The sequence below is a fragment of the Mesorhizobium sp. WSM4884 genome (genome assembly GCF_029625675.1).
GTDB lineage: Bacteria > Pseudomonadota > Alphaproteobacteria > Rhizobiales > Rhizobiaceae > Mesorhizobium.
In genome coordinates this window covers 39,964-66,062 of record NZ_JARTVO010000021.1, presented here as the reverse complement: position 1 = coordinate 66,062, position 26,099 = coordinate 39,964, and the positions used below count along the sequence as shown (strand labels likewise).

Annotated in this window: 37 protein-coding genes; all 37 read left to right on the top strand. The window is 63.6% G+C overall.

From position 1 onward, the window contains the following. The first annotated feature begins 10 nt into the window (after positions 1 to 10). The 37 genes from tuf to P9236_RS25415 all read left to right on the top strand — a co-directional run bounded on the left by tuf (position 11) and on the right by P9236_RS25415 (position 26,097). Positions 11 to 1,186 (top strand): elongation factor Tu, encoded by a 1,176-nt coding sequence (gene tuf / locus P9236_RS25595; RefSeq protein WP_278077423.1) that lies wholly within the window; start codon positions 11 to 13, stop codon positions 1,184 to 1,186. Between the two features lie 68 nt (positions 1,187 to 1,254). Continuing rightward, positions 1,255 to 1,563, top strand: a complete 309-nt coding sequence (gene rpsJ, locus P9236_RS25590; RefSeq protein WP_006205468.1) for a 30S ribosomal protein S10 — start codon at positions 1,255 to 1,257, stop codon at positions 1,561 to 1,563. Between the two features lie 93 nt (positions 1,564 to 1,656). After that, positions 1,657 to 2,373, top strand: coding sequence for a 50S ribosomal protein L3 (gene rplC / locus P9236_RS25585; RefSeq protein WP_278077422.1), 717 nt, complete (start codon positions 1,657 to 1,659; stop codon positions 2,371 to 2,373). Beyond that, entirely contained in the window at positions 2,373 to 2,993 is a 621-nt protein-coding gene (gene rplD / locus P9236_RS25580) for a 50S ribosomal protein L4 (RefSeq protein ID WP_126094109.1), read from the top strand. The genes rplC and rplD overlap by 1 nt, the downstream gene beginning before the upstream one ends. Beyond that, positions 2,990 to 3,283, top strand: a complete 294-nt coding sequence (locus P9236_RS25575) for a 50S ribosomal protein L23 (RefSeq protein WP_126094108.1) — start codon at positions 2,990 to 2,992, stop codon at positions 3,281 to 3,283. The genes rplD and P9236_RS25575 overlap by 4 nt, the downstream gene beginning before the upstream one ends. Before the next feature lie 22 nt (positions 3,284 to 3,305). Beyond that, the gene (gene rplB, locus P9236_RS25570) at positions 3,306 to 4,139 is read left to right on the top strand and encodes a 50S ribosomal protein L2 (RefSeq protein ID WP_040970375.1); all 834 of its coding nucleotides are present in this window, start codon (positions 3,306 to 3,308) and stop codon (positions 4,137 to 4,139) included. A gap of 16 nt (positions 4,140 to 4,155) precedes the next feature. Further along, positions 4,156 to 4,434, top strand: a complete 279-nt coding sequence (gene rpsS / locus P9236_RS25565; protein ID WP_006205463.1) for a 30S ribosomal protein S19 — start codon at positions 4,156 to 4,158, stop codon at positions 4,432 to 4,434. Between the two features lie 3 nt (positions 4,435 to 4,437). Further along, positions 4,438 to 4,827: a 50S ribosomal protein L22 gene (gene rplV / locus P9236_RS25560; RefSeq protein ID WP_059188489.1), complete on the top strand. Its 390-nt coding sequence runs from the start codon at positions 4,438 to 4,440 to the stop codon at positions 4,825 to 4,827. Then, on the top strand, positions 4,827 to 5,549 hold the full coding sequence (rpsC, locus tag P9236_RS25555) for a 30S ribosomal protein S3 (RefSeq protein WP_126084115.1): 723 nt from the start codon (positions 4,827 to 4,829) through the stop codon (positions 5,547 to 5,549). The genes rplV and rpsC overlap by 1 nt, the downstream gene beginning before the upstream one ends. Positions 5,550 to 5,576: 27 nt before the next feature. Then, positions 5,577 to 5,990 (top strand): 50S ribosomal protein L16, encoded by a 414-nt coding sequence (rplP, locus tag P9236_RS25550; RefSeq protein ID WP_027170364.1) that lies wholly within the window; start codon positions 5,577 to 5,579, stop codon positions 5,988 to 5,990. A 12-nt stretch (positions 5,991 to 6,002) separates the two neighbouring features. Further along, positions 6,003 to 6,203 carry a 50S ribosomal protein L29 gene (gene rpmC / locus P9236_RS25545; protein WP_278077418.1) on the top strand — a complete coding sequence of 67 codons (201 nt, stop codon included), beginning with the start codon at positions 6,003 to 6,005 and terminating at the stop codon, positions 6,201 to 6,203. A gap of 11 nt (positions 6,204 to 6,214) precedes the next feature. After that, positions 6,215 to 6,454, top strand: coding sequence for a 30S ribosomal protein S17 (gene rpsQ, locus P9236_RS25540; RefSeq protein ID WP_059188492.1), 240 nt, complete (start codon positions 6,215 to 6,217; stop codon positions 6,452 to 6,454). Between the two features lie 83 nt (positions 6,455 to 6,537). Continuing rightward, positions 6,538 to 6,906 carry a 50S ribosomal protein L14 gene (gene rplN / locus P9236_RS25535; protein WP_006205457.1) on the top strand — a complete coding sequence of 123 codons (369 nt, stop codon included), beginning with the start codon at positions 6,538 to 6,540 and terminating at the stop codon, positions 6,904 to 6,906. Positions 6,907 to 6,918: 12 nt separating this feature from the next. Continuing rightward, positions 6,919 to 7,233 carry a 50S ribosomal protein L24 gene (gene rplX, locus P9236_RS25530; RefSeq protein WP_040983021.1) on the top strand — a complete coding sequence of 105 codons (315 nt, stop codon included), beginning with the start codon at positions 6,919 to 6,921 and terminating at the stop codon, positions 7,231 to 7,233. Then, entirely contained in the window at positions 7,226 to 7,804 is a 579-nt protein-coding gene (gene rplE / locus P9236_RS25525; protein WP_095815056.1) for a 50S ribosomal protein L5, read from the top strand. The genes rplX and rplE overlap by 8 nt, the downstream gene beginning before the upstream one ends. A gap of 26 nt (positions 7,805 to 7,830) precedes the next feature. Further along, on the top strand, positions 7,831 to 8,136 hold the full coding sequence (gene rpsN, locus P9236_RS25520; RefSeq protein WP_095777623.1) for a 30S ribosomal protein S14: 306 nt from the start codon (positions 7,831 to 7,833) through the stop codon (positions 8,134 to 8,136). A 12-nt stretch (positions 8,137 to 8,148) separates the two neighbouring features. After that, positions 8,149 to 8,547, top strand: a complete 399-nt coding sequence (gene rpsH / locus P9236_RS25515) for a 30S ribosomal protein S8 (RefSeq protein ID WP_126084112.1) — start codon at positions 8,149 to 8,151, stop codon at positions 8,545 to 8,547. A 114-nt stretch (positions 8,548 to 8,661) separates the two neighbouring features. Next, on the top strand, positions 8,662 to 9,195 hold the full coding sequence (gene rplF, locus P9236_RS25510) for a 50S ribosomal protein L6 (protein WP_126084111.1): 534 nt from the start codon (positions 8,662 to 8,664) through the stop codon (positions 9,193 to 9,195). A gap of 140 nt (positions 9,196 to 9,335) precedes the next feature. Beyond that, the gene (gene rplR / locus P9236_RS25505; RefSeq protein WP_278077413.1) at positions 9,336 to 9,698 is read left to right on the top strand and encodes a 50S ribosomal protein L18; all 363 of its coding nucleotides are present in this window, start codon (positions 9,336 to 9,338) and stop codon (positions 9,696 to 9,698) included. Positions 9,699 to 9,775: 77 nt separating this feature from the next. Continuing rightward, a complete protein-coding gene (gene rpsE, locus P9236_RS25500) occupies positions 9,776 to 10,345 on the top strand; it encodes a 30S ribosomal protein S5 (protein WP_040970386.1) in 570 nt (189 codons plus the stop codon). A 25-nt stretch (positions 10,346 to 10,370) separates the two neighbouring features. Then, positions 10,371 to 10,568, top strand: coding sequence for a 50S ribosomal protein L30 (gene rpmD, locus P9236_RS25495; protein ID WP_027170355.1), 198 nt, complete (start codon positions 10,371 to 10,373; stop codon positions 10,566 to 10,568). A gap of 22 nt (positions 10,569 to 10,590) precedes the next feature. Next, complete coding sequence (gene rplO / locus P9236_RS25490) at positions 10,591 to 11,064, top strand: 50S ribosomal protein L15 (protein ID WP_278077412.1); 474 nt, start codon at positions 10,591 to 10,593, stop codon at positions 11,062 to 11,064. A gap of 191 nt (positions 11,065 to 11,255) precedes the next feature. Then, positions 11,256 to 12,596, top strand: coding sequence for a preprotein translocase subunit SecY (gene secY, locus P9236_RS25485; RefSeq protein ID WP_278077411.1), 1,341 nt, complete (start codon positions 11,256 to 11,258; stop codon positions 12,594 to 12,596). Beyond that, the gene (locus tag P9236_RS25480; protein ID WP_278077410.1) at positions 12,593 to 13,183 is read left to right on the top strand and encodes an adenylate kinase; all 591 of its coding nucleotides are present in this window, start codon (positions 12,593 to 12,595) and stop codon (positions 13,181 to 13,183) included. Before secY ends, P9236_RS25480 begins: the two co-directional genes overlap by 4 nt. A 207-nt stretch (positions 13,184 to 13,390) precedes the next feature. Continuing rightward, positions 13,391 to 13,759, top strand: a complete 369-nt coding sequence (rpsM, locus tag P9236_RS25475) for a 30S ribosomal protein S13 (protein ID WP_027170351.1) — start codon at positions 13,391 to 13,393, stop codon at positions 13,757 to 13,759. Positions 13,760 to 13,887: 128 nt separating this feature from the next. Beyond that, a complete protein-coding gene (rpsK, locus tag P9236_RS25470) occupies positions 13,888 to 14,277 on the top strand; it encodes a 30S ribosomal protein S11 (RefSeq protein WP_006205444.1) in 390 nt (129 codons plus the stop codon). A gap of 99 nt (positions 14,278 to 14,376) precedes the next feature. Next, positions 14,377 to 15,387 carry a DNA-directed RNA polymerase subunit alpha gene (locus P9236_RS25465; RefSeq protein ID WP_059188661.1) on the top strand — a complete coding sequence of 337 codons (1,011 nt, stop codon included), beginning with the start codon at positions 14,377 to 14,379 and terminating at the stop codon, positions 15,385 to 15,387. Positions 15,388 to 15,491: 104 nt separating this feature from the next. Continuing rightward, on the top strand, positions 15,492 to 15,923 hold the full coding sequence (gene rplQ, locus P9236_RS25460; RefSeq protein ID WP_278077409.1) for a 50S ribosomal protein L17: 432 nt from the start codon (positions 15,492 to 15,494) through the stop codon (positions 15,921 to 15,923). A 189-nt stretch (positions 15,924 to 16,112) separates the two neighbouring features. Beyond that, a complete protein-coding gene (locus tag P9236_RS25455) occupies positions 16,113 to 17,606 on the top strand; it encodes a DegQ family serine endoprotease (protein WP_278077407.1) in 1,494 nt (497 codons plus the stop codon). 47 nt (positions 17,607 to 17,653) lie between these two features. Then, the gene (locus tag P9236_RS25450; RefSeq protein ID WP_278077406.1) at positions 17,654 to 18,961 is read left to right on the top strand and encodes a replication-associated recombination protein A; all 1,308 of its coding nucleotides are present in this window, start codon (positions 17,654 to 17,656) and stop codon (positions 18,959 to 18,961) included. Between the two features lie 177 nt (positions 18,962 to 19,138). Then, positions 19,139 to 19,969 (top strand): aspartyl/asparaginyl beta-hydroxylase domain-containing protein, encoded by an 831-nt coding sequence (locus P9236_RS25445; protein WP_278077405.1) that lies wholly within the window; start codon positions 19,139 to 19,141, stop codon positions 19,967 to 19,969. A 263-nt stretch (positions 19,970 to 20,232) separates the two neighbouring features. Then, positions 20,233 to 21,201 (top strand): helix-turn-helix domain-containing protein, encoded by a 969-nt coding sequence (locus P9236_RS25440; protein WP_278077404.1) that lies wholly within the window; start codon positions 20,233 to 20,235, stop codon positions 21,199 to 21,201. Positions 21,202 to 21,340: 139 nt separating this feature from the next. Further along, a complete protein-coding gene (gene adh / locus P9236_RS25435) occupies positions 21,341 to 22,858 on the top strand; it encodes an aldehyde dehydrogenase (RefSeq protein WP_278077402.1) in 1,518 nt (505 codons plus the stop codon). 66 nt (positions 22,859 to 22,924) lie between these two features. Further along, positions 22,925 to 23,287, top strand: a complete 363-nt coding sequence (locus P9236_RS25430) for a DUF779 domain-containing protein (protein ID WP_278077400.1) — start codon at positions 22,925 to 22,927, stop codon at positions 23,285 to 23,287. Positions 23,288 to 23,394: 107 nt separating this feature from the next. After that, a complete protein-coding gene (locus tag P9236_RS25425) occupies positions 23,395 to 24,381 on the top strand; it encodes an RluA family pseudouridine synthase (protein WP_278077399.1) in 987 nt (328 codons plus the stop codon). A 56-nt stretch (positions 24,382 to 24,437) separates the two neighbouring features. Further along, positions 24,438 to 25,295 (top strand): DMT family transporter, encoded by an 858-nt coding sequence (locus P9236_RS25420; RefSeq protein WP_278077447.1) that lies wholly within the window; start codon positions 24,438 to 24,440, stop codon positions 25,293 to 25,295. Between the two features lie 10 nt (positions 25,296 to 25,305). Continuing rightward, positions 25,306 to 26,097, top strand: a complete 792-nt coding sequence (locus P9236_RS25415) for an ATP12 family chaperone protein (protein WP_278077398.1) — start codon at positions 25,306 to 25,308, stop codon at positions 26,095 to 26,097. Positions 26,098 to 26,099 lie beyond the last annotated feature (2 nt).

Sequence of the window (26,099 nt, the reverse complement as noted above, 5' to 3'; positions counted from 1 at the left end):
GAGACATCACATGGCAAAAGGTAAATTCGAGCGCACCAAGCCGCATGTGAACATTGGCACGATCGGTCACGTCGATCATGGCAAGACGTCGCTGACGGCGGCGATCACGAAGTATTTTGGCGAATACAAGCGCTATGACCAGATCGACGCGGCGCCGGAAGAGAAGGCGCGCGGCATCACCATTTCGACGGCGCATGTCGAGTACGAGACGGCCAACCGTCACTATGCCCACGTCGACTGCCCCGGCCACGCCGACTATGTGAAGAACATGATCACGGGTGCTGCGCAGATGGACGGCGCGATCCTGGTGGTTTCGGCCGCCGACGGCCCGATGCCGCAGACGCGCGAGCACATCCTGCTTGCCCGCCAGGTCGGCGTGCCCTCGATCGTGGTGTTTTTGAACAAGGTCGACCAGGTCGACGACGCCGAGCTGCTCGAGCTGGTCGAGCTCGAGGTTCGCGAGCTTCTGACCAAGAACGAGTTCCCGGGCGACGACATTCCGATCGTCAAGGGCTCGGCGCTGGCCGCCCTTGAGGACTCCAACAAGACCATCGGCGAGGACGCCATCCGCGAGCTGATGGCTCAGGTCGACGCCTATATCCCGACGCCGGTGCGTCCGCTGGACAAGCCGTTCCTGATGCCGATCGAGGACGTGTTCTCGATCTCGGGCCGCGGCACGGTCGTGACCGGCCGCGTCGAGCGCGGCGTGGTCAAGGTCGGCGAGGAGTTGGAGATCGTCGGCATCCGTCCGACGGCCAAGACCACCTGCACGGGCGTTGAGATGTTCCGCAAGCTGCTCGACCAGGGCCAGGCCGGCGACAACATCGGCGCGCTGCTGCGCGGCATCGACCGCGAGGGCGTTGAGCGCGGCCAGGTTCTGGCCAAGCCGGGTTCGGTGAAGCCGCACAAGAAGTTCACGGCCGAAGCCTACATCCTGACCAAGGACGAGGGTGGCCGTCACACGCCGTTCTTCACCAACTACCGTCCGCAGTTCTACTTCCGCACCACCGACGTGACGGGCATCGTGACGCTGCCGGCCGGCACCGAGATGGTGATGCCTGGCGACAACATCACCGTCGACGTCGAGCTGATCGTGCCGATCGCCATGGAAGAGAAGCTGCGCTTCGCCATCCGTGAAGGCGGCCGCACCGTCGGTGCCGGCATCGTCGTCACCATCAAAGAGTAATTGGACTGAAACGGATCTGTCGCGGGCGCGGGGGCTGCCCGCGCCGCGCCAGAACAAGGAATTGACGCATGAACGGACAGAATATCCGCATCCGCCTTAAGGCGTTTGATCACCGGGTGCTCGACGCCTCGACGCGCGAAATCGTGTCGACCGCCAAGCGCACCGGCGCCAACGTCCGCGGCCCCATTCCGCTGCCGACGCGGATCGAAAAGTTCACGGTCAACCGGTCGCCTCACGTCGACAAGAAGAGCCGCGAGCAGTTCGAGATGCGCACCCACAAGCGGCTGCTCGACATCGTCGATCCGACCCCGCAGACGGTCGATGCTCTGATGAAGCTCGATCTGGCCGCCGGTGTCGACGTCGAGATCAAGCTCTAAGGAACAAGAGGGCGGGGCGACCCGGAACTCTGAAGGAACAAGAGGCGTGGAGGGGCGCTAGCCCCGACAGGGAACTCTAAAGGAATTGAACCGATGCGTTCAGGTGTGATTGCAAAGAAGGTGGGAATGACCCGCATCTACAACGATGCCGGGGAACACGTTCCCGTCACCGTTCTCCAGATGGAGAACTGCCAGGTCGTGGCGCAGCGCACGCAGGAGAAGAACGGCTACACCGCCGTCCAGCTCGGCGTTGGCCTTGCCAAGGTGAAGAACACGTCGAAGGCGATGCGCGGCCATTTCGCTGCCGCCTCCGTCGAGCCGAAGGCGAAGCTCGCCGAGTTCCGCGTCTCCGCCGAGAACATGATCGACGTCGGCGCCGAGCTCACCGTCGAGCACTTCGTCGCCGGCCAGAAGGTCGACGTGACGGGCACCTCGACCGGCAAGGGTTTCCAGGGTGTGATCAAGCGGCACAACATGGGTGGTGGCCGCGCCACGCACGGTAACTCGGTTTCGCACCGCACGCACGGCTCGACCGGTCAGCGCCAGGACCCCGGCAAGGTGTTCAAGGGCAAGAAGATGGCCGGCCACATGGGCGACGTCCGCGTCACCACGCAGAACGTCGAGGTCGTCTCGACCGACGCCGACCGCGGCCTGATCCTGATCCGTGGCGCCGTTCCGGGCGTCAAGGGCGCCTGGATCCTGGTCCGTGACGCGGCCAAGGTTGCGCTGCCGGCCAATGCGCCGAAGCCTGCCGCGATCCGCGCTGCTGCCGCCAAGAACGAAGCCCCGGCCACCGAGGGAGCGGAATAATGGACCTCAAGATTACAACGCTCGGCGGCAAGGACGCCGGCAAGGTGAAACTCTCCGAGGAGATTTTCGGCCTTGATCCGCGCGAGGACATCCTGCAGCGTGTCGTGCGCTGGCAGCTCGCCAAGAAGCAGCAGGGCACGCACAAGGCCAAGGGCCGCGCCGAGATCGCGCGTACCGGCGCCAAGATGTACAAGCAGAAGGGTACGGGCCGCGCCCGTCACCATTCGGCTCGCGCTCCGCAGTTCCGCGGCGGCGGCAAGGCGCATGGCCCGGTCGTGCGCAGCCACGAGCACGAGCTGCCGAAGAAGGTGCGCGCGCTCGGCTTGAAGCATGCTCTCTCGGCCAAGGCCAAGAGCGCTTCGCTGATCATCGTCGACGAGCTGAAGCTGGCCGAAGCCAAGACCAAGGCGCTGGCGGCTAGCCTGGAGACGCTCGGGCTCACCAATGCCCTGGTGATCGGAGGCGCCGAGCTCGACCAGAACTTCAAGCTGGCGGCGACCAACATTCCCAACATCGACGTGCTGCCGATCCAGGGCATCAACGTCTACGACATTCTGCGCCGCGGCACGCTGGTCCTTTCCAAGGCCGCCGTCGAGGCTCTCGAGGAGCGCTTCAAATGACCGACCTTCGTCACTACGACGTGATCGTCTCGCCGGCGATCACTGAAAAGTCGACCATGGCTTCCGAGCAGAACCAGGTCGTCTTCAACGTCGCCAAGAAGGCGTCGAAGCCGGAAATCAAGGCCGCCGTCGAAGCTCTCTTCGGCGTCAAGGTGATGGCCGTGAACACGCTCGTCCGCAAGGGCAAGATCAAGCGCTTCCGCGGCACGGTTGGCCGCCAGGGCGACGTCAAGAAGGCGGTTGTGACGCTGGCCGAAGGCCAGTCGATCGACGTCGCGACGGGTCTCTGAGCAAGGCCGCGAGGACAGGACAATGGCACTCAAGAAATTCAACCCGGTAACGCCGAGCACTCGCCAGCTGGTCATCGTCGACCGCTCGGGTCTCTACAAGGGCAAGCCCGTCAAGGGCCTGACCGAAGGCCTGACCAAGTCGGGCGGCCGCAACAACTACGGCCGCATCACGGCCCGCTTCATCGGCGGCGGTCACAAGCGTTCGTACCGCATCATCGACTTCAAGCGTAAGAAGTACGACGTCGTCGGCACGGTGGAGCGTATCGAATACGATCCGAACCGCACCGCCTTCATCGCGCTGATCAAGTATGACGATGGTGAGCTGTCCTACATCCTGGCGCCGCAGCGTCTGGCTGCCGGCGACAAGATCGTGGCTGGCGAAGCCGTCGACGTGAAGCCGGGCAACGCGATGCCGCTGGCCTCCATGCCGGTCGGCACGATCGTCCACAACATCGAGCTGAAGCCGGGCAAGGGCGGCCAGGTCGCCCGTTCGGCGGGCGGTTACGCCCAGCTCGTCGGCCGCGACCAAGGCATGGCGATCCTGCGTCTGAACTCGGGCGAGCAGCGCGTTGTGCACGGCTCCTGCATGGCCACCGTCGGTGCCGTGTCGAACCCCGACCACGGCAACATCAACGACGGCAAGGCCGGTCGCACGGTGTGGCGCGGCAAGCGCCCGCACAATCGCGGCGTGGCCATGAACCCGGTCGATCATCCCCACGGCGGTGGTGAAGGCCGCACCTCGGGTGGCCGTCATCCGGTTTCGCCCTGGGGCAAGCCGACCAAGGGCAAGAAGACGCGGTCCAACAAGGCGACCGACAAGTTCATCGTGCGCTCGCGCCATCAGCGCAAGAGCTAAGAAGAGGTAACGCCAAGTGACTCGTTCGATTTGGAAAGGCCCCTTCATCGACGGCTACCTTCTCAAGAAGGTGGACAAGGTTCGTGAAGGCGGTCGCAATGAGGTGATCAAGATGTGGAGCCGTCGCTCCACCATCCTGCCGCAGTTCGTCGGCTTCACCTTCGGTGTCTACAACGGCCAGAAGCATGTCCCGGTCTCGGTGAACGAGGACATGGTCGGTCACAAGTTCGGTGAATTCGCTCCGACCCGGACCTATTACGGTCACGGCGCGGATAAGAAGGCGAAGAGGAAGTAAATCATGGGCAAGGCCAAAGCTCCGCGTAGGCTTGCTGACAACGAAGCGCGCGCCGTGTTGCGCACGATCCGTATCAGCCCGCAGAAGCTGAACCTGGTTGCCGCGCTGATCCGCGGCAAGAAGGTCGCGACAGCGCTTTCCGACCTCGAATTCTCGGCCAAGCGGATTTCCGGCACGGTCAAGAAGACGCTGGAATCGGCGATCGCCAACGCGGAAAACAACCACGACCTCGACGTCGATTCACTGATCGTATCGGAAGCCTATGTCGGCAAGTCGATCGTCATGAAGCGGTTCCACGCTCGTGGCCGTGGTCGCGCCAGCCGTATCGAAAAGCCGTTCTCGCACCTCACGATCGTCGTTCGTGAAGTCGAGGAAAAAGGGGAGGCCGCATAATGGGCCAGAAAGTCAATCCGATCGGGCTGCGTCTCGGCATCAACCGCACCTGGGATTCGCGCTGGTTCGCGAACACCGGCGAGTACGGCCAACTGCTGCATGAGGACATCAAGATCCGCAAATACCTTGAGAAGGAACTCAAGCAGGCCGCGATCTCCAAGGTCGTGATCGAGCGTCCGCACAAGAAGTGCCGCGTCACCATCCATGCCGCGCGTCCGGGCCTGATCATCGGCAAGAAGGGCGCCGACATCGAGAAGCTCCGCAAGAAGCTGATGGAGATGACGAAGTCCGAGACGCACCTCAACATCGTTGAAGTGCGCAAGCCGGAAATCGACGCCACCCTGATCGCCCAGTCGATCGCCCAGCAGCTCGAGCGCCGCATCGCGTTCCGTCGTGCCATGAAGCGTGCTGTTCAGTCGGCCATGCGTCTCGGCGCCGAAGGCATCCGCATCAACTGCTCGGGCCGTCTCGGCGGCGCCGAAATCGCGCGCATGGAGTGGTACCGCGAAGGCCGCGTGCCGCTGCACACGCTGCGCGCCGACGTCGACTACGGCGTTGCCGAGGCGAACACGGCCTACGGCATCTGCGGCGTCAAGGTGTGGGTATTCAAGGGCGAGATCCTCGAGCACGACCCGATGGCCTCCGAGCGTCGCGCCACGGAAGGCGATCATGCAGGTGCCGCTGGCGAGCGCGAGCGCGGTCGCCGTCGCGAGAACGCCTGAGACATTTGAGAATTTGGAGTTAGAACGATGCTGCAGCCAAAGCGCACAAAGTTCCGCAAGCAGTTCAAGGGCCGTATCCACGGTACCGCCAAGGGCGGCACCAACCTGGATTTCGGCGGTTTCGGACTGAAGGCGCTTGAGCCGAACCGCGTCACCGCGCGCGAGATCGAGGCGGCCCGCCGCGCGATCACCCGCGAGATGAAGCGCGCCGGCCGCGTCTGGATCCGGGTTTTCCCGGATCTGCCGGTCACCTCGAAGCCGACCGAAGTGCGCATGGGTAAGGGCAAGGGCGCCGTCGACTATTGGGCGGCGCGCGTCAAGCCTGGTCGCATCATGTTCGAGATCGACGGCGTCAGCGAGGAGACCGCGCGTGAGGCGCTGCGCCTCGGCGCCGCCAAGCTCTCGGTCAAGACGCGCTTCGTACAGCGCATCGCAGAATAAGGACGGGCGATCATGAAAGCCGAAGACATCCGGACCAAGACCCAGGATCAGCTGACCGACGATCTGGCCGCCCTCAAGAAGGAGCAGTTCAACCTGCGCTTCCAGAAGGCCACCGGCCAGCTCGAGAAGACCGCGCGCGTGAAGCAGGTCCGCAGGGACATCGCGCGCATCAAGACCATCGCCGCGGAAAAAGCCGCGGCCAAGAAGGCTTAAGGACGAGAACCATGCCAAAGCGCATCCTGCAGGGCACTGTCGTCAGCGACAAGAACGAGAAGACGGTTGTCGTCAAGGTCGAGCGGCGCTTCACGCATCCCGTGATGAAGAAGACCGTGCGCCTGACCAAGAAGTACAAGGCGCATGACGAGAACAACGCCCACAAGGTCGGCGACCAGGTGTTCATCCAGGAATCGAAGCCGATCTCCAAGGACAAGCGCTGGATCGTCGTCACTTCGGATCAGGCTTGATCCGGGCGAACGAAACGAATTTTGGACAGACCGGGGAAGGGGTGTCGAACCCGTCCCGTTAGAAAAGAAGAAGGCGGCCAGTCATGATTCAGATGCAAACAAACCTCGACGTCGCGGACAACTCCGGCGCCCGTCGTGTCATGTGCATCAAGGTGCTGGGCGGCTCGAAGCGGAAGTATGCCTCCGTCGGTGACATCATCGTGGTGTCGATCAAGGAAGCCATCCCGCGCGGCCGCGTGAAGAAGGGCGATGTGATGAAGGCGGTCGTGGTTCGCACGGCCAAGGACATCCGCCGCCCGGACGGCAGCGTGATCCGTTTCGACAAGAACGCGGCCGTTCTCGTCGACAACAAGAAAGAGCCGATCGGCACGCGTATCTTCGGGCCGGTTCCGCGCGAGCTTCGCGCCAAGAACCACATGAAGATCATCTCGCTCGCGCCTGAAGTGCTGTAAGGAGCCGGACCAATGCAAAAGATCAGAAAAGGCGACAAGGTTGTCGTGCTTGCCGGCAAGGACAAGGGCCGTTCGGGCGAAGTCCTGTCGGTGCAGCCGAAAGAAGACACCGCGGTCGTTCGCGGCGTGAACCTCATCCGCCGTCACCAGAAGCAGACCCAGTCCCAAGAGGGCGGGATCATCACCAAGGAAGCGCCGATCCACCTGTCGAATATCGCGCTGGCCGACCCCAAGGACGGCAAGCCGACCCGCGTCGGCTTCACCATCCAGAAGGACGGCAAGAAGGTGCGCGTCGCCAAGCGTTCGGGAGAAGTCATCAATGGCTAAGGCTGAAACCAAGCAGGCGGCTGCCAAGAACGAGCCGCGCCTCAAGAAGGTCTACAACGAGACCATCCGCAAGGCGCTGCAGGAGCAGTTCGGCTATGACAACGACATGCAGGTTCCGCGCCTGGACAAAATCGTGCTGAACATGGGCGTCGGCGAGGCGACCGGCGATTCGAAGAAGCCCTCGGTCGCGGCCGAAGACCTCGCGCTGATCGCCGGCCAGAAGGCCGTCGTCACCCGGGCCCGCAACTCGATTGCCGGTTTCAAGGTGCGCGAGAACATGCCGATCGGCGCCAAAGTCACGCTGCGCAAGGAACGCATGTACGAGTTCCTCGACCGTCTCGTGAACATCGCGCTGCCGCGCGTCCGCGACTTCCGCGGACTGAACCCGAAGAGCTTTGACGGCCGTGGCAACTACGCCATGGGCATCAAGGAGCACATCGTGTTCCCGGAGATCAACTACGACAAGGTTGATCAGGTCTGGGGCATGGACGTCATCGTTTGTACGACGGCGAAGACGGACGACGAGGCCAGGGCGCTGCTCAAGGCCTTCAACTTCCCCTTCCGCCAGTAACGGCAGCGAAAAAGGAAAAATCTGAAATGGCAAAGACCAGCTCAGTCGAGAAGAACAACCGGCGCCGCAAGCTCGCCGGCCAGTACGCCGCCAAGCGCAAGGCGCTCAAGGAAATCGTCATGGATCAGTCCAAGCCGATGGAAGAGCGTTTCCGCGCCCAGTTGAAGCTTTCGGCGCTGCCGCGCAACTCGGCCAAGATCCGTATCCGCAACCGCTGCGAAGTCACCGGCCGTCCGCGCGCCTACTATCGCAAGCTCAAGCTTTCGCGTATCGCGCTTCGCGATCTGGGCAACAACGGCCAGATCCCGGGCCTGGTCAAGTCGAGCTGGTAAGGAGACACTGAGATGTCATTGAGCGATCCTCTCGGCGATATGCTGACCCGCATCCGCAACGCTTACGGCCGCAAGAAGTCGAGCGTCTCGACCCCGGCCTCGCGTCTGCGCGCCCGCGTCCTCGAAGTGCTGAAGTCGGAAGGCTATATCCGCGACTACAGCCAGACCGACTTCGATAACGGCAAGTCGGAAATCGAGATTGAGCTGAAGTATTTCGACGGCGCGCCGGTCGTGCGCGAGATCGAGCGCGTCTCGAAGCCAGGCCGCCGCGTCTATGTCTCGGCCAAGTCGATCCCGCACGTCGCCAACGGTCTCGGCATCGCCATCCTTTCGACGCCGAAGGGCGTCATGGCCGATCACGAAGCACGCGAGCAGAATGTCGGCGGCGAGATCCTCTGCCAGATATTCTAGGGGTGAATGGTCAATGGTGAATAGTGAAAGGTGAAACTGCCCGGAACGTCGTCCGCGCTATTCACCATTTTACCATTCACCATTCACAGCAGTTAAGGAAAGAAGGAGACAACAATGTCTCGTATCGGAAAAAAACCCGTTTCGCTGCCGCAGGGCGTGACCGCGACCGTTAACGGCCAGACCGTGACGGCGAAGGGCCCCAAGGGCGAGCTGAAGTTCGTGGTGAACGACGAAGTGCTGGTCAAGATGGAAGGCAGCGAGATCGCTGTCGAGCCGCGCGACCAGTCGAAGACCGCCCGCTCCAAGTGGGGCATGTCGCGCACGCAGATCGTCAACATCCTGCAGGGCGTGAAGGACGGCTTCGAAAAGAAGCTCGAGATCACGGGCGTCGGCTATCGTGCCGCCATGCAGGGCAAGAACCTGCAGCTGGCGCTCGGCTTCAGCCACGACGTGGTCTATGAGACGCCGCAGGGCATCACGATCTCGGTGCCGAAGCCGACCGAAATCACGGTCTCCGGCATCGACAAGCAGCAGGTCGGCCAGGTCGCCGCCGAGATCCGCGAATATCGCGGTCCGGAGCCCTACAAGGGCAAGGGCGTGCGCTACGCCGACGAGCGGATCGTCCGCAAGGAAGGCAAGAAGAAGTAACAGGCTTGGCCCTGAAAAGTTTGCAGACTTTTCGGAAGGGACCAAACCAGACAAGTGTAACGCCGCGGGGCGCGACCGCGGGAGGCATTGGCCTGCCGCACAGGGTTGCCCCCGTTTTCTGAAGGCAAGGAACTGACATTATGGCAAGCCCGAAAGAGACCACTCAACGCCGCGCGCAGCGCGTGCGCCGCCAGCTGAAGAAGGTCGCCGGCGAACGCCCGCGCCTCTCGGTGCACCGCACCTCGAAGCATATCTACGTCCAGGTCATCGACGATGCGAAGGGTCACACGCTGGCCGCCGCCTCGACGCTGGAGAAGGACCTCAAGGGGTCGCTCAAGACCGGCGCCGACACCGCTGCCGCCGCCGCCGTCGGCAAGCTGATTGCCGAGCGCGCTTCGAAGGCCGGCGTCAAGGAAGTCGTCTTCGACCGTGGCCCGTATATCTATCACGGCCGCGTCAAGGCGCTGGCCGAGGCTGCCCGCGAGGGTGGGCTCAGCTTCTGATTTTTCACCGCCGGCGACCCAAGGTGGCGCCGGCATTTCAGCAACCCGTGCTTCCGGAAAAGAACAAGGACTAGGATATGGCACAGGAACGTAGGGAAGGCGGCCGCGGCCGCGAGCGTGAGCGCGAAGAGCGCGACGACGGCTTCGTCGACAAGCTCGTCCACATCAACCGCGTCGCCAAGGTGGTGAAGGGCGGCCGTCGTTTCGGCTTTGCCGCTCTCGTCGTCGTCGGCGACCAGAAAGGCCGCGTCGGCTTCGGCCACGGCAAGGCCCGCGAAGTGCCGGAGGCGATCCGCAAGGCGACCGAGTCGGCCAAGCGCGACATGATCTTCGTGCCGCTGCGCTCTGGCCGCACGCTGCATCACGACGTCGAGGGCCGCTGGGGCGCCGGACGCGTTCTGCTGCGCGCCGCCAAGCAGGGTACCGGCATCATCGCGGGCGGCCCGATGCGCGCCGTCTTCGAGACGCTCGGCATGCATGACGTGGTCGCCAAGTCGATGGGTTCGTCGAACCCCTACAACATGGTTCGCGCCACCTTCGACGCGCTGAAGAGCCAGATGCATCCGAAGGATGTGGCCGCCGCGCGCGGCATCAAGTACTCGACCCTTCAGGCCCGCCGCGGCACCGCCGTCGCGGCTGAAGAATAGTCGACGCTGACCAGGGATTTCGACCATGGCCAAGAAAGCTACCAAGACCATCACCGTCGAGCAGATCGGTTCGCCGATCCGCCGGCCGAAGGAGCAGCGCGCGACGCTGGTCGGCCTCGGCCTCAACAAGATGCACAAGCGGCGCACGCTGGAAGACACCCCTTCCGTGCGCGGCATGATCGCCGCCGTCCAGCATCTCGTCCGCGTCGTGGACGAGGCCTGAACGGAACCGCAGGAGAAGAAAGATGAAACTCAACGATCTGCGTGACAAGGACGGCGCCACGCATTCCAGGAAGCGCCTCGGTCGTGGCATCGGCTCCGGCTCGGGCAAGACCGCCGGTCGCGGCGTCAAGGGCCAGAAGGCGCGCTCCGGCGTCGCCATCAACGGCTTCGAGGGTGGCCAGATGCCGCTCTACCGTCGCCTGCCGAAGCGCGGCTTCAACAACCTGTTCGGCAAGAGCTTCACCGTCGTGTCGCTCGCTCGTATCCAGGCTGCCGTCGACGCCAAGAAGCTCGACGCCAAGGAGACCGTCACGGCCGAGGCCTTGATTGCCGCCGGCGTCATTCGCCGCGCCAAGGACGGCGTGCGCGTGCTCTCCGACGGCGAGCTCAAGGCCAAGCTCAGCTTCGACGTCGCCGGCGCCTCCAAGGCGGCGATCGAGAAGATCGAGAAGGCCGGCGGTTCGGTGAAGCTGCCGGAAGCGGCCGCCGCCGAGTAACGGCGATTTGAAGCGCGGCCGGCCGGAATGACTTCGTTTTTGCCGCCCACCCGCGCTCTGATCTGATCAATTAGGCGGCCGCGTCAACGCGGCCGCTTGCATGTTGACGGTCCGGGGCTTATCTCGTGAGCTTCGGTGACACGCGCCGCCTGAGCTGCGGGCATCGAGCGTGACCTAGCGGAGAATCAGGCATGGCTTCGGCTGCTGAACAACTAGCCTCCAATCTGAATTTTGCGGCCTTCGCCAAGGCCGAGGATCTGAAGAAGCGCATCTGGTTCACCATCGGCGCGCTGCTCGTTTACCGCCTCGGCACCTACATCCCGCTTCCCGGTATCAATCCCGACGCTTTCGCGCACGCCTTCTCCTCGCAGAGCAAGGGCGTGCTCGGCATGTTCAACATGTTTGCCGGCGGCGCCGTGCAGCGCATGGCGATCTTCGCGCTCGGCATCATGCCCTACATCTCCGCCTCCATCATCATGCAGCTGATGACCTCGGTCATCCCGTCGCTGGAATCGTTGAAGAAGGAAGGCGAGCAGGGCCGCAAGATCATCAACCAGTACACGCGCTACGGCACCGTGCTGCTTGCCCTGGTGCAGGCCTACGGCATTTCGATCGGCCTCGAGGGCGGCAACGGCATCGTCAACGATCCGGGCATGTTCTTCCGCATCTCGACCGTCGTGACGCTGGTCGGCGGCACCATGTTCCTGATGTGGCTCGGCGAGCAGATCACCGCGCGCGGCATCGGCAACGGCATTTCGCTGATCATCTTCTCTGGCATCGTCGCCGGCCTCCCGCGCGCCATTTCCGGCACGCTGGAACTCGGCCGCACCGGTGCGCTGTCCACGAGCCTCATTCTGGCGATCATCGTGCTCGCCGTCGTCGTCATCGGCGTGATTGTCTTCTTCGAGCGCGCCCAGCGTCGCCTGCTCATCCAGTATCCAAAGCGGCAGGTCGGCAACCGCATGTTCCAGGGCGATACCTCGCACCTGCCGCTGAAGCTCAACACCTCGGGCGTCATCCCGCCGATCTTCGCGTCCTCGCTGCTGCTTCTGCCGGCAACGGTCGCCGGCTTCTCGCAGACGACGAACCTGCCGGCCTGGGCTAGCACGGTTCTGGCCTCTCTCGGTCACGGCCAGCCGCTCTACATGGCGTTCTACGCCGCGATGATCATCTTCTTTGCCTTCTTCTACACGGCGATCGTCTTCAACCCGAAGGACACGGCCGACCAGCTCAAGAAGCATTCCGGCTTCATCCCCGGCTATCGGCCGGGTGAGCGCACCGCCGAATATATCGACTATGTTCTGACGCGTATCACCGTCATCGGCGCCGTCTACCTGGTGCTGGTGTGTCTGCTGCCTGAGTTCCTGATTTCAGCGACTGGCGTACCTTTCTACCTCGGTGGCACATCGCTTCTGATCGTGGTCAGTGTCACGCTCGACACGGTGGCGCAGATTCAGGGTCACCTGATCGCGCACCAGTATGAGGGCCTGATCAAGAAGTCGAAGTTGCGCGGGGGGAAGAGGAGCAGATGAGGCTGATATTGCTTGGGCCGCCAGGAGCGGGCAAGGGGACACAAGCACAGAGACTGGTAGAGAAACACGGCATACCCCAGCTTTCGACGGGTGACATGCTGCGTGCCGCCGTCCAGGCCGGAACCGAGGTCGGCAAGCGGGCCAAGGCGGTAATGGATGCCGGCGAGCTGGTGTCGGACGCGATCGTGAATGCGATCGTCGCCGAGCGGATCGACCAGCCCGATTGCGCCAGAGGCTTCATCCTCGACGGATATCCGCGCACGCTGGTGCAGGCCGACGCCGTGGAAGCCATGCTTTCGGAACGCAACATCGCGCTGGACAGCGTCATCGAACTCGTCGTCGACGACAAGGCGCTGGTCGGGCGCGTCGTCAAGCGAGCCGAGGATGCCAAGGCCGCCGGCCAGCCGGTGCGCAAGGACGATAACCCGGCTGTGTTCGAGGAGCGCCTGCGCGAATATTACAAGAAGACGGCGCCGCTGACCGGTTACTATTATGCCAAAGGCAGGCTGAAGACCGTCGACGGCATGGCCAGCATCGACGCTGTGACCGCGGAGATCGAGGGCGTGCTCGCGGCGACGGCGAAGTAGGTCGTTACGACAAGTAAAGATTGCGCTTGACGAGAGGGGGCCGTTGGGGTATGGCGGCCCGTCTTCCTGTCAGGCATGGACTTTGCCTGCCCGCAAGGGCAGGGCAATCGTTTTGAACCAGGAAACTCCCGCAAGGGCCGGCCTCCACCGGACGCGGGGCAACTTAGATCGCGCCGGCTTGTCCGGCCCATATGGAGATGAGAAGAAATGGCTCGTATAGCCGGCGTCAACATTCCGACCAACAAGCGCGTCGTCATCGCGCTTCAGTATATTCACGGCATCGGCAAGAAGTTTGCCCAGGAGATCGTCGACAAGGTCGGCATCCCGGCGGACCGCCGCGTCAATCAGCTGACCGACGCGGAAGTGCTGCAGATCCGCGAGACGATCGACCGCGACTACCAGGTCGAAGGCGACCTGCGTCGCGAAGTCTCGATGAACATCAAGCGGCTCATGGACCTCGGCTGCTACCGCGGCCTGCGTCACCGCCGCTCGCTGCCGGTACGCGGTCAGCGCACGCACACCAATGCGCGCACCCGCAAGGGCCCGGCCAAGGCGATCGCCGGCAAGAAGAAGTAATTGGTGAACGGTCAGTGGTGAATGGTGAATGGCACTTTTGCCCATTCACCACTTCACTATTCACCATTCACTTCAAAGGTGGAGCCGCTGGCATTACGGCGGTGTAGAGATCAACTGAAAGGACTACCATGGCCAAGGAAGCCGCTCGTGTTCGCCGCCGCGAACGCAAGAACATCTCGTCGGGCGTTGCCCACGTCAATTCAACCTTCAACAACACGATGATCACCATCACCGACGCGCAGGGCAATTCGATTGCTTGGTCGTCGGCCGGCGCCCAGGGCTTCAAGGGTTCGCGCAAGTCGACCCCGTTCGCCGCCCAGATGGCCGCCGAGGACGTCGCCAAGAAGGCCCAGGAACACGGCATGCGCATGCTCGAGGTCGAGGTCTGCGGACCCGGCTCCGGCCGCGAATCGGCGCTGCGCGCCCTGCAGGCAGCCGGCTTCACCATCACCTCGATCCGTGATGTGACGCCGATCCCGCACAATGGCTGCCGCCCGCGCAAGAAGCGCCGCGTCTAATATTTCAGAATGCCGCGTGAGCGCTTGGGCGTTCCTCCGCGGCAATTCCAGGCTGCCCGCCACGATTGGATGGTGGCGGGTCAAAGGAAGGAAGACACCATGATCCAGAAAAACTGGCAGGAACTGATCAAGCCGAACAAGATCGAGTTCTCGTCGAAGAAGAAGACGCTGACCACGCTGGTGGCCGAGCCGCTCGAGCGCGGGTTCGGCCTCACTCTCGGCAACGCGCTGCGGCGTGTGCTTCTGTCTTCGCTGCGCGGCGCGGCCGTCACCGCCGTGCAGATCGACGGCGTGCTGCATGAATTCTCGTCCATCGCCGGCGTGCGCGAGGACGTGACCGACATCGTGCTCAACATCAAGGAAATCGCCATCCGCATGGAAGGCGACGGCCCCAAGCGCATGGTCGTGCGCAAGCAGGGCCCGGGCGCCGTGCTCGCCGGCGACATTCAGACGGTCGGCGACGTCGAGATTCTCAACCCCGACCACGTGATCTGCACGCTGGACGAGGGCGCGGAGATCCGCATGGAGTTCACCGTCGACACCGGCAAGGGCTACGTGCCTGCCGAGCGCAACCGCGCCGAGGACGCGCCGATCGGCCTTATCCCGGTCGACAGCCTCTACTCGCCGGTCAAGAAGGTCTCCTACAAGGTCGAGAACACCCGCGAGGGCCAGGTGCTCGACTATGACAAGCTGACCATGACCATCGAGACCGACGGTTCGATCTCGGGCGAGGACGCCGTGGCTTTCGCCGCCCGCATCCTGCAGGACCAGCTCAGCCTGTTCGTCAACTTCGACGAGCCGCAGAAGGAAGTCGCCACCGAGGCCGTCACCGAGCTCGCCTTCAATCCGGCGCTGCTCAAGAAGGTCGACGAGCTCGAGCTTTCGGTGCGTTCGGCCAACTGCCTGAAGAACGACAACATCGTCTATATCGGCGACCTGATCCAGAAAACCGAAGCCGAGATGCTGCGCACCCCGAACTTCGGCCGCAAGTCGCTGAACGAGATCAAGGAAGTGCTGGCGGCCATGGGCCTCCATCTCGGCATGGAAGTGCCGGACTGGCCGCCGGAAAACATCGAAGACCTCGCCAAGCGTTACGAAGACCAATATTGAGCATGAATTCCAAGGATCGGCGGCGCGAGCCGCTCGATCCGACGGTCATGCGGAAAACCATCAGAGGCCGTGGCCTCTTGAACAACTGAAGAAGGAGAAGAGCCATGCGCCACGGTTTCAAAGGCCGTCGCTTCGCCCGCAGCGTAAGCCACCGCAAGTCGATGTTCGCCAACCTCGCCGTGTCTCTGATCGAGCACGAGCAGATCGTCACCACCCTGCCGAAGGCGAAGGATCTGCGTCCGATCGTCGAGAAGCTGGTGACGCTCGGCAAGCGAGGCGACCTGCACGCCCGCCGCCAGGTGATCGCGCAGATCGGCAATGAGGGCGTCGTCACGCGCCTGTTCGAGACCATCGCCCCGCGCTACGCCACCCGCAACGGCGGCTACCTGCGCATCATGAAGGCGGGCTTCCGCAAGGGCGACAACGCCGCGATGGCGGTCATCGAATTCGTCGACCGCGACACCTCGGCCAAGGGCGCTGCCGACCGCGCCCGCCTCGAGGCCGAAGGCGGCAATGAGGAAGCCGCGGCTGCGTAAGGCCCCGGCTTAGGAAGAGATTGCGAGGGGCCTGCGGGCCCCTTTTGCATTTTGAGAGCCGAGCTTCGGCGCGAGCGGATTTTCGCACGCAAGCTAATGCTTTTGCGCGACAAGTGCCGGATTTCCGTGCATTAGCCTTTCATTCTGCACAATCGTCGGGACAATGGCGCCTGATCTGGAGGATTCGGAATGCATCTCAAACGGCTGTTTCTCATTGCAGTTTGCGCGCTTGCCGCTTTCGCTGCGGCACCTGGCGTCAAACACGCATTGGCCGAGGACGCCGCCAAGCCGGCCGATCCCGGCCTCTCCGATGTGCTGACTGATCTGTTGCATGGCGTCGAAGGCGAGAACGCCACCTCCGGTCCCGACAAGCGAGTGCCCTTCGGTCGCGAGGAGGTGCAGCTTTCCTTCGCGCCGCTGGTCAAGCAGACGGCGCCGGCCGTGGTCAATGTCTATGCCTCGCAGACCGCGAAAGTGACCTCTCCCTTCGAGGGCGATCCCTTCTTCGAGGAATTCTTCGGCCGCGCCCAGCCACGCGCGCAGTCCTCGCTGGGCTCCGGCGTGCTGGTCGATCCGAGCGGCGTCATCGTCACCAACTACCATGTCATCAAGGACGCCGACGAGGTGAAGGTCGCGACCGCCGATGGGCGCGAGTTCACCAGCAAGGTCATGCTCAAGGACGAGACGCTCGACCTCGCCGTGCTCAAGATCGCGGCCGACAAGCCGTTCCCGGTTATCGCCATCGGTGATTCCGATGCGCTCGAGGTTGGCGACCTAGTGCTCGCCATCGGCAATCCCTTCGGCGTCGGCCAGACCACCACCAGCGGCATTGTCTCGGCGCTTGCCCGCAGCCATATCGGCGTCTCGGATTCAGGCTACTTCATCCAGACCGACGCCGCCATCAACCCCGGCAATTCGGGCGGCGCGCTGATCAACATGGGCGGCCAGCTGGTCGGCATCAACACGGCCATCTATAGCCGCAGCGGCGGCTCGATCGGCATCGGCTTTGCCATCCCGTCGAACATGGTTCGCGCCTTCGCCGACGCCGCCAAGGCCGGGCTCGATTTTTTTGAGCGGCCCTATATCGGCGCCGAATTCGAGCTGGTGACGCCGCAGATCGCCGAATCGCTCGGCATGGAGAAGCCGACCGGCGCGCTGGTCTCGTCGGTCGATGCGGCGGGACCCGCCGGCAAGGCCGGACTCAAGCCTGGCGACGTCGTGCTGTCGCTCAACAACACACCCGTCGAAGGCATCGAGGCGCTGGACTACCGCATGGCGACGCTGTCGATCGGCACCAAGGCCACCTTCGCAGTGCTGAGCAAGGGCAAGCAGGCGACGCTGGAAATTGCGCTGGAGCGCGCGCCGGAAGGCGCCAAGCCGACCGAGGTGACGTTGCATGGCCGCAGCCCCTTCGCCGGCGCCAAAGTGGCGGAGCTGTCGCCGCGGCTCGCGCAGCGTCTTGGCTTGCGCACCGATTTGAAGGGCGTCACCGTGATCGACATTAACCGCGATTCACCGGCCGCCGATTTCGGCTTTCAGCCCGGCGATATCGTGCGCGAGGTGAACGGCACGAGCATCGACACCGCGGCAACGTTGGCACAGATTGCTCAGCAGGATACGCGCTGGTGGCGCTTTACCGTCGAACGTGGCGGGCAGACACTGCGCCAAGTGTTGCGTTATTGAGGTGATCTTCCCATTTCTGAAGATCGCGCTCCAACAAAAAGACAAGCATGGCCGATCTGTTCAGTTCCGATGAACCGGAGAAAGCGCCGCCCGGCCGGCCGCTTGCCGACCGGCTGCGTCCGAAGAACCTTGGCGAGGTCGTCGGCCAGGAGCACCTGACCGGTCCCGACGGCGCGCTGACGCGGCTGATCAATTCCGGCACGCTCGGCTCGATGATCTTCTGGGGCCCGCCCGGCACCGGCAAGACCACGGTGGCGCGGCTGCTCGCCGGCGAAACCCATCTTGCCTTCGAGCAGATATCGGCGGTGTTTTCCGGCGTCGCCGACCTGAAGAAAGTGTTCGAGGCGGCGAAGCTGCGCCGCGCCAATGGCCGCCAGACGCTGCTTTTCGTCGACGAGATCCATCGCTTCAATCGCGCCCAGCAGGACGGCTTTTTGCCCGTCATGGAAGACGGCACAGTGGTGCTGGTCGGCGCGACCACCGAGAACCCGTCCTTCGAGCTGAACGCCGCGCTTTTGTCTCGCGCGCGCGTGCTGGTGTTCCGTTCCCTTGGCGAGGAGAGCATCGCCAAGCTCCTGGCGCGAGCCGAGGAGGCAGAGGGCAGGGCGCTGCCGCTCGACGACGAGGCGCGGGCCATGCTGATCCGTATGAGCGACGGCGACGGCCGCGCCTCGCTGACGCTGGCCGAGGAAGTCTGGCGCGCCGCCAAGCCCGGCGAGGTGTTCGCTCCGGAGGGCCTGCAGCGCGTCATCCAGCGCCGCGCGCCGATCTACGACAAAGGCCAGGACGGCCATTACAACCTGATCTCGGCGCTGCACAAATCGGTGCGCGGTTCGGACCCGGACGCTGCGCTCTATTACCTTGCCCGCATGTTCGATGCGGGTGAGGATCCGCTCTATCTCGGTCGCCGGCTGGTGCGCATGGCGGTGGAGGATATCGGCCTGGCCGATCCGCAGGCGCTGGTCATCGCCAATGCCGCCAAGGATGCCTATGACTATCTCGGCTCTCCCGAGGGCGAGCTCGCCTTCGCCGAGGCCGCCGTCTATCTCGCCACCGCGCCCAAGTCGAACGCCGTCTACACCGCGTTCAAGGCAGCGACACAAGCGGCCAAGGAGTTCGGCTCGCTGCTGCCGCCCAAACATATCCTCAACGCGCCGACAAAGCTGATGAAGGAAGAGGATTACGGCGCCGGCTACCGTTACGACCATGACGAGCCGGATGCCTTTTCCGGTCAGGATTATTTCCCGGAAAAGATGGGCCGCCGCACCTTCTACGATCCGCCCGAGCGTGGTTTCGAACGCGATATCAGGAAGCGGCTGGAATACTGGGCAAAGCTGCGCAAAGAGCGGGAGTAGCGGCCGGCCCGGCACTTCGCCGCTCGATGATCAAAGTCGAAATGCCGGTGCAATCGTGAGCGGGCAAACCTGAACCAGATTGTGCGGCAATGGGAAAAATCCTATTAAGGCGCACGGCTGGCGGGGTCGCCGTGATTTGGCTCATGCGAACAGGATCGCGCTCCCGCGCGAAAGACTATGACAAAGCAAACCGTTAAGACCATTCGTAAGGCTGCGATCGCAGTCCTGCTGCTTGCGCTCGGCTTCTACTTCATCCCGATCCTGACGGCGATCTTCATCGTCTGCGGCCTGATCGACGTCATGCGCAACGACGAGAAGAACTGGAAGCTATTCGACCGCTATTTCCTCGGCAATGGCCTGTTCACCTGGCTGCTCTCGCCGTTCAACCTGATCGTCGATCTTCTGTGCTACCGCAATCCGGGCGTCTGGAAACCCGAGCAGTTCCCGGAAGACTATCAGCGCGAGATCAACGAGGTGCTGGGCGTCTTCAAGGCGCGCAAGGAAGAGATCATCGCCGACATCGACGCCAATTTCGGCACCGGCAGGCGCGGCATGTATGTCTATCAGTGGTACGGCAAGCACAAGATCGACAATGTCCCCGAATTCAACAAGGACTTCAAATACATCAAGACGATCGCCGTCTCGGTCTTCAGCGGCCGTGAATCGACCTCGTGGCATTTCGGGCCGCTGCGGCTCAGCCTGCGCATTCTATACAATCTGATCCCGGTGAAGGCTGAGATCTTCGTCCAGTGCGGCAGCAAGAAGAACTACTGGTACGACAATCCGCTGTTCATCTTCGACGACACGCTGTTCCACCGCTCGGTTAATGAATATGACGGACGCCGCTACTGCGTCTTCGTCGATATCATCCGTCCGTCTCCGTTCCCGGGTTTGATCGCTGGGCTGCTTGCCATCGTCTCGGTCAGTGTCGAGCGCATCAATTCCGTCTTCTACAAGAACTGGAAGATGATCGGTTCGTCCAAGCCGAAGAAGGCTGCCGCCAACTGATCGCAAGCGGAACCGAAGGTTGGACCATCACTCGATCTGGCTCGTCTTAAACCAACGTCTTATGGCGCGGGCAGAGCGGGACCGTTAGGACTCCAGAGCAATCCTGCGAAAATTCGGAGGGGTTTTCCGTCCGCAATTGCGCAAAATCAAAGATCTGTGCGGCCAGCCCTGTTATCGAATAGCTGAACCGCTTTGGTGTCGGAGATGTTCTTGCGAGCATAACGACGGAGCGGAAGGAGGTTCCGCTCGCCGGGAGGATTAGGGTGATCGGACGGCAATCAGCCGTGCATGCGGATTTGGTCCAGGCCTCGATCGCGAAAAGCGACGCGGCCCATTCGGCGCTGGTCGCATCATGGCGGCGCTCCCTGCAATTGCATCACCTTGATCCCGCGGAGCGCAAGGCGCCCAGGCGGTTGACCGAAGGCGAGCTGAGAGGGGCCCGGCAGCGCATGGAGCAAATGATCCGCGCCGCCGAGACAAGCCTCAACCGCCTCTACCTCGCCGTCGGCGGTGTTGGCTGTTGCGTGATGCTGGCCGACCGCGACGGCATTCCCCTCGAGCGCAGGGGCGCCGTTGCCGATGACGAGACCTTCGACGAATGGGGCCTGTGGACCGGCACGGTCTGGAGCGAGGAGAGCGAGGGCACCAACGGGATCGGTACCTGCATTGCCGACCAGCGGGCTCTCACCATTCATCGCGACCAGCACTTCTTTTCCCGCAACACGCTGCTCAGTTGCACGACGGCGCCGGTCTATGATCACGAAGGCAATCTGGCGGCGGCGCTCGACGTGTCGTCTTGCCGGGCGGATCTGACGGAGGGTTTCGTTCAGCTCATAGCCGTCGCCGTGGGCGATGCCGCGCGTCGCATCGAGGCCGAGAATTTCCGCATGGTCTTTTCAGGTGCCCGCATTCTGTTGGCCCCGGCCGCCGAGCGCACCGCCGGCGCGCTCATTGCGGTCGATTCGGACGATCTGGTGATCGGCGCGACGCGCAACGCGCGCCTGGCGTTCGGCATAACGCGCGAAGTCCTGGCCAAGGGGCTGCTGGCAGCCGATATCCTCGGCGACACGCCAGGCGCGAGCGAAGATTTCGACGATGCCGAACGCGGCGTGCTGCAGCGGGCGCTGGCACGCGCCGGCGGCAACGTCTCGGCGGCGGCGCAAAGCCTCGGCATCTCGCGCGCGACGCTGCATCGTAAGCTTGCCCGCTTCGCCATCCGCCGCCCGCATTGATTTCCTGATGTGACCCTGTCGCAGTTCTGCGACACTCGGCGGCCGCGATCGTCTCTCTCCGGGCTGACAAGCCGAAGCTTATCCACGACCTTTCTCCTGACGCGCCGCATCTCGCGGCGTGCTTCTTTGGGAGGAAGTCATGAACAAGGTAGAATTTTCGCGCACAGCCAAGGTTCCTTTCGCCAAGCGTTACGACAACTTCATCGGCGGCAAGTGGACGGCGCCTCACTCCGGCAAATATTTCGAGAACATCTCGCCGGTCACAGGGCGGCCCTTGTGTGAAATCGCCCGCTCGGGCGCGACGGACATCGAGGCGGCGCTCGATGCCGCGCACAAGGCCAAGGATGCCTGGGGCAAGACCAGCCCGGCGGAGCGCGCGCTGATCCTCCATCGCATCGCCGATCGCATGGAAGAGAATCTCGACCTGCTGGCGCTCGCCGAAACTTGGGACAACGGCAAGCCGATCCGCGAGACGACCGCGGCCGACCTGCCGCTGGCTGTCGACCATTTCCGCTATTTCGCCGGCGTGCTCCGCAGCCAGGAAGGCTCGATCTCCGAGATCGACCACGACACCGTCGCCTATCACTTCCATGAGCCGCTCGGCGTCGTCGGCCAGATCATTCCATGGAACTTCCCGCTGCTGATGGCCTGCTGGAAGCTGGCGCCCGCCCTGGCCGCCGGCAATTGCGTCGTGCTGAAGCCGGCCGAGCAGACCCCGGCGACGATCATGCTGTGGGCCGACCTCATCGGCGACCTGCTGCCGGAAGGCGTGCTCAACATCGTCAACGGCTTCGGCCTCGAGGCCGGCAAGCCGCTCGCATCCTCCAACCGTATCGCCAAGATCGCGTTCACCGGCGAGACGACGACCGGCCGTCTGATCTCGCAATATGCCAGCCAGAACCTCATCCCGGTGACGCTCGAGCTCGGCGGCAAGTCGCCCAACATCTTCTTCCAGGACGTGACCGCCGAGGACGACGACTTCTTCGACAAGGCGATCGAGGGCTTCGTCATGTTCGCCCTCAATCAGGGCGAGGTCTGCACGTGCCCGAGCCGCGCGCTGGTGCATGAGAAGATCTACGACAGGTTCATGGAGCGCGCCCTGAAGCGCGTCGAGGCGATCGTCCAGGGCGACCCGCTCGACCCGGCTACAATGATCGGCGCGCAGGCTTCGAGCGAGCAGCTGGAGAAGATCCTCTCCTACTTCGACATCGGCCGCCAGGAAGGGGCCGAAGTGCTGACCGGCGGCGAACAGAACCATCTGCCGGGCGACCTTGCCGGCGGCTACTACGTCAAGCCGACCGTGTTCAAGGGCAACAACAAGATGCGCATCTTCCAGGAGGAGATTTTCGGCCCGGTGGTGTCGGTGACGACCTTCAAGGACGACGACGAGGCGCTGTCGATCGCCAACGACACGCTCTACGGCCTCGGCGCCGGCATCTGGAGCCGCGACGCGAACCGCTGCTACCGCTTCGGCCGCGCCATCCAGGCCGGTCGCGTCTGGACGAACTGCTACCACGCCTATCCGGCGCATGCCGCCTTCGGCGGCTATAAGCAGTCCGGCATCGGTCGCGAGACGCACAAGATGATGCTCGACCACTATCAGCAGACCAAGAACATGCTGGTCAGCTACAGCCCGAAGAAGCTCGGCTTCTTCTGATCCTCCTAGGGCGCGTAGGGGGAGGGTACGGCTTGCCGTACCCTCCTGTCATGACAGGAGGATCGCATGGACAAGGACTCGCTGGGCAAAGTGTCGGCCACGCCCGAGGCCGAAGCGTTGCTCGCCGAGATCATCGCCGATCACGGCCCGGTGCTGTTCCACCAGTCCGGCGGCTGCTGCGACGGGTCCTCGCCGATGTGTTACCCGCGCGGCGACTTCATCCTCGGCGACAATGACGTTAGGCTGGGCGAGATCGGTGACACGCCGGTCTATATCAGCGCCTCGCAATTCGAAGCCTGGAAGCACACCGACCTCATCATCGACGTCGTGGCGGGCAGGGGCGGCATGTTCTCGCTCGACAATGGCCGCGAGAAGCGCTTCCTGACGCGCTCGATTATCTGCGCCGTGCCAACGCCTTCGGACGGTTGATCGGGTAGCGCGACGATTGGGGTAATCGTCGGGCTTTGTTGGGTCTTTGGCTCGCACAATGCCTGCCTTAGTGCTATGGCGCCGCTTTCGAACGGAAAAGCGAAGTCATGGCAGGTGTTGAACAGATCACGGTGGAGGCCGGCGAGGCGGGCATGCGGCTCGACCGCTGGTTCAAGGTCCACTATCCGGGCCTCGGCTTCGGCCATCTCCAGAAGCTTTTGCGCTCCGGCCAGATCCGCATCGACGGCGGCCGGGTGAAGGCGGACACGCGGGTCGAGCCAGGACAGACCGTGCGCATCCCGCCGCTCGAGGTCGACAAGAAGGGCGATGCCCCGCTCACCGGCCATTCGATCCGCAATCAGGGCGATGCCGATGTGCTGGCCAAGATGCTGCTGCACGAGGACCCGAAAGTCTTCGTCTTCAACAAGCCTGCAGGCTTGGCCGTGCAGGGTGGCTCCGGCGTGACGCGCAATGTCGACGACATGCTGGAGGCCTGGCGCAACCAGAAAGGCGAGAAGCCACGCCTCGTCCACCGCCTTGACCGCGACACATCGGGCGTGCTGGTCGTCGCCCGCACCCGCCTTGCGGCCATGAAGCTGTCGGAAGCATTTCGGGCGCGCGAGACGAAGAAGACCTATTGGGCCTTGGTAAAGGGCGTGCCGCCGAAGCGCGAGGACAAGATCTCGACCTGGCTGGTCAAGGAGGCAACGCCAGACGGCGACCGCGTGCGCATCGCCAAGCATGGCGAGAAGGGCGCCGACCATGCCGTGTCCTACTACCGCGTCGTCGAGCAGGCGGCGCAGTCGCTGTCCTGGCTGGAGATGGAACCCTATACCGGCCGCACCCATCAGCTGCGCGTCCATGCCGCCCATATCGGCTGCCCGATCATCGGCGACCCCAAATATTTCGAGGCTGACACCAACTGGGAATTTCCAGGCGGCATCCAGAACAGGCTGCATCTGCATGCGCGCCGCATCGTCATCCCGCATCCCGACCAGGGCGTCATCGATGTCACCGCGCCGATGCCGCCGCATATGCGCCAGAGCTGGAACCTGCTCGGCTTCGACGAGCAGAGCGCGGAGGACGACAATTGAGCCAGGCCACCGATGCGCTCGACCGGCGTGACGCGGTCGATCTGACGGCGGCGGCCATGATGCTCGGGCTGACGCTGTCCTGGGGGCTGAACTACGTCGCCGCCAAGGTCTCCTATGCCGGCTATGATCCGGTCTTCGTCTCGATCGCGCGCTCGATCCTCGGCGGGCTCTGCGTTCTCGGCTGGTGCCGGCTGCGCGGCATCAAACTGTTCGAAGCGGATGGGACGCTGACCGCAGGCATTATTGTCGGCGTGCTCTTCGGCGTCGAGTTCCTGTTTCTCTATATCGGGCTTGAGTACACGACCGTTGCCCGCAACACGCTGTTAGTCAACACCATGCCGTTCTGGGTGCTGGTCGGCGGTCATTTCCTGCTTGGCGAGCGCATCAACGCGCGCAAGCTCGGCGGGCTGGTACTCGCGTTCTGCGGCCTGCTGGCCGTATTCTCCGACGGCATTTTCGGCAATGACGCGACACTGATGGGCGATCTGCTCAGTCTCGGCTCGGGCATCCTCTGGGCGTTGACCAGCATCGTCATCAAGCGGTCGAAACTGGTCGCGATCAGCGCCGAGAAGCTTCTGCTCTACCAGCTGGCGGGCGCTGCCGTCGTCGGCGCGCTGGTGATGCCGTTCGCCGGCCCGCCGATCCGCGAAATCGCCGCATTGCCGACCTTGGCGCTGCTGTTCCAGTCTTTCTATATCGTCGCCTTCACCTATGTGTTGTGGTTCTGGCTGCTCACGCGCTATCCGGCGGCGGGCCTGTCCAGCTTCGCCTTCCTGTCGCCGGTGTTCGGCGTGCTGTGCGGCGCCGTGCTGTTGGGCGAGCCGTTGACGATCAGGATTTTCGTGGCGCTGGCGCTGATCGCCGCCGGGCTGATCATCGTCAACCGGCCGGCGCGCAGGCAGCCCACAGTGTAAGGAGTTGGACATGCGCGACATTCTCGAAGACCTCGAAGCGGGAAAGCAGCTTTCCGATCCCGATCCGGTGCGCCGCGCCCAGATCCAGATGAAGACGCCGCTGCCGAAGCGTTTCTACAGGGTGGTTTCGGTCGTGCCGGTCGAAAACGGGTTTGCCGTCCATCTCGACGGTAGGCCGGTCCGCACGCCGGGAAAGGCGCTGCTGGTGCTGCCGACCGAAAAAGCCGCGGCTCTGGTGGCCGACGAGTTTTCCGCGCAAAGCGAGGTCATCGACCCCGTGACGATGCCGGTCATGCGCCTTGCCAACACGGCCATCGACGGCGTCGCCAGCGACCCGCAGGCGGTGCTGGAGGATGTCCTGCGGTTCGCTTCGTCCGACCTGCTCTGCTACCGCGCCGATGGCCCGCAAGGGCTGGTCGATCGGCAGAACAGGCTCTGGGACCCGGTGCTCGATTGGGCAAGGAGCAGCCTTGGCGCGCGCTTCAATCTTGCCGAAGGCGTCATCCATGTCGAGCAGCCGCGCGAGACGATCGCGGTCCTTGGCGCTCATCTTGCGCAGCGCGCCGAGCCGCTGCGTCTGGCCGCCATCCATGTCATGACGTCGCTGACGGGATCGGCGCTGCTGGCGCTCGCCGTCGATTTCGGCGAGCTCGCCGGCGAGGAAGCGTGGGCGGCCGGCCATGTCGACGAGGACTGGCAGATCGAGCATTGGGGCCAGGACGCCGAGGCGGTCGCCCGCCGCTCGGCCCGCAAGCGCGACATGATGGCGGCGGTCAGTCTTCTCGAAGCGCTGAAAGCCTGAGC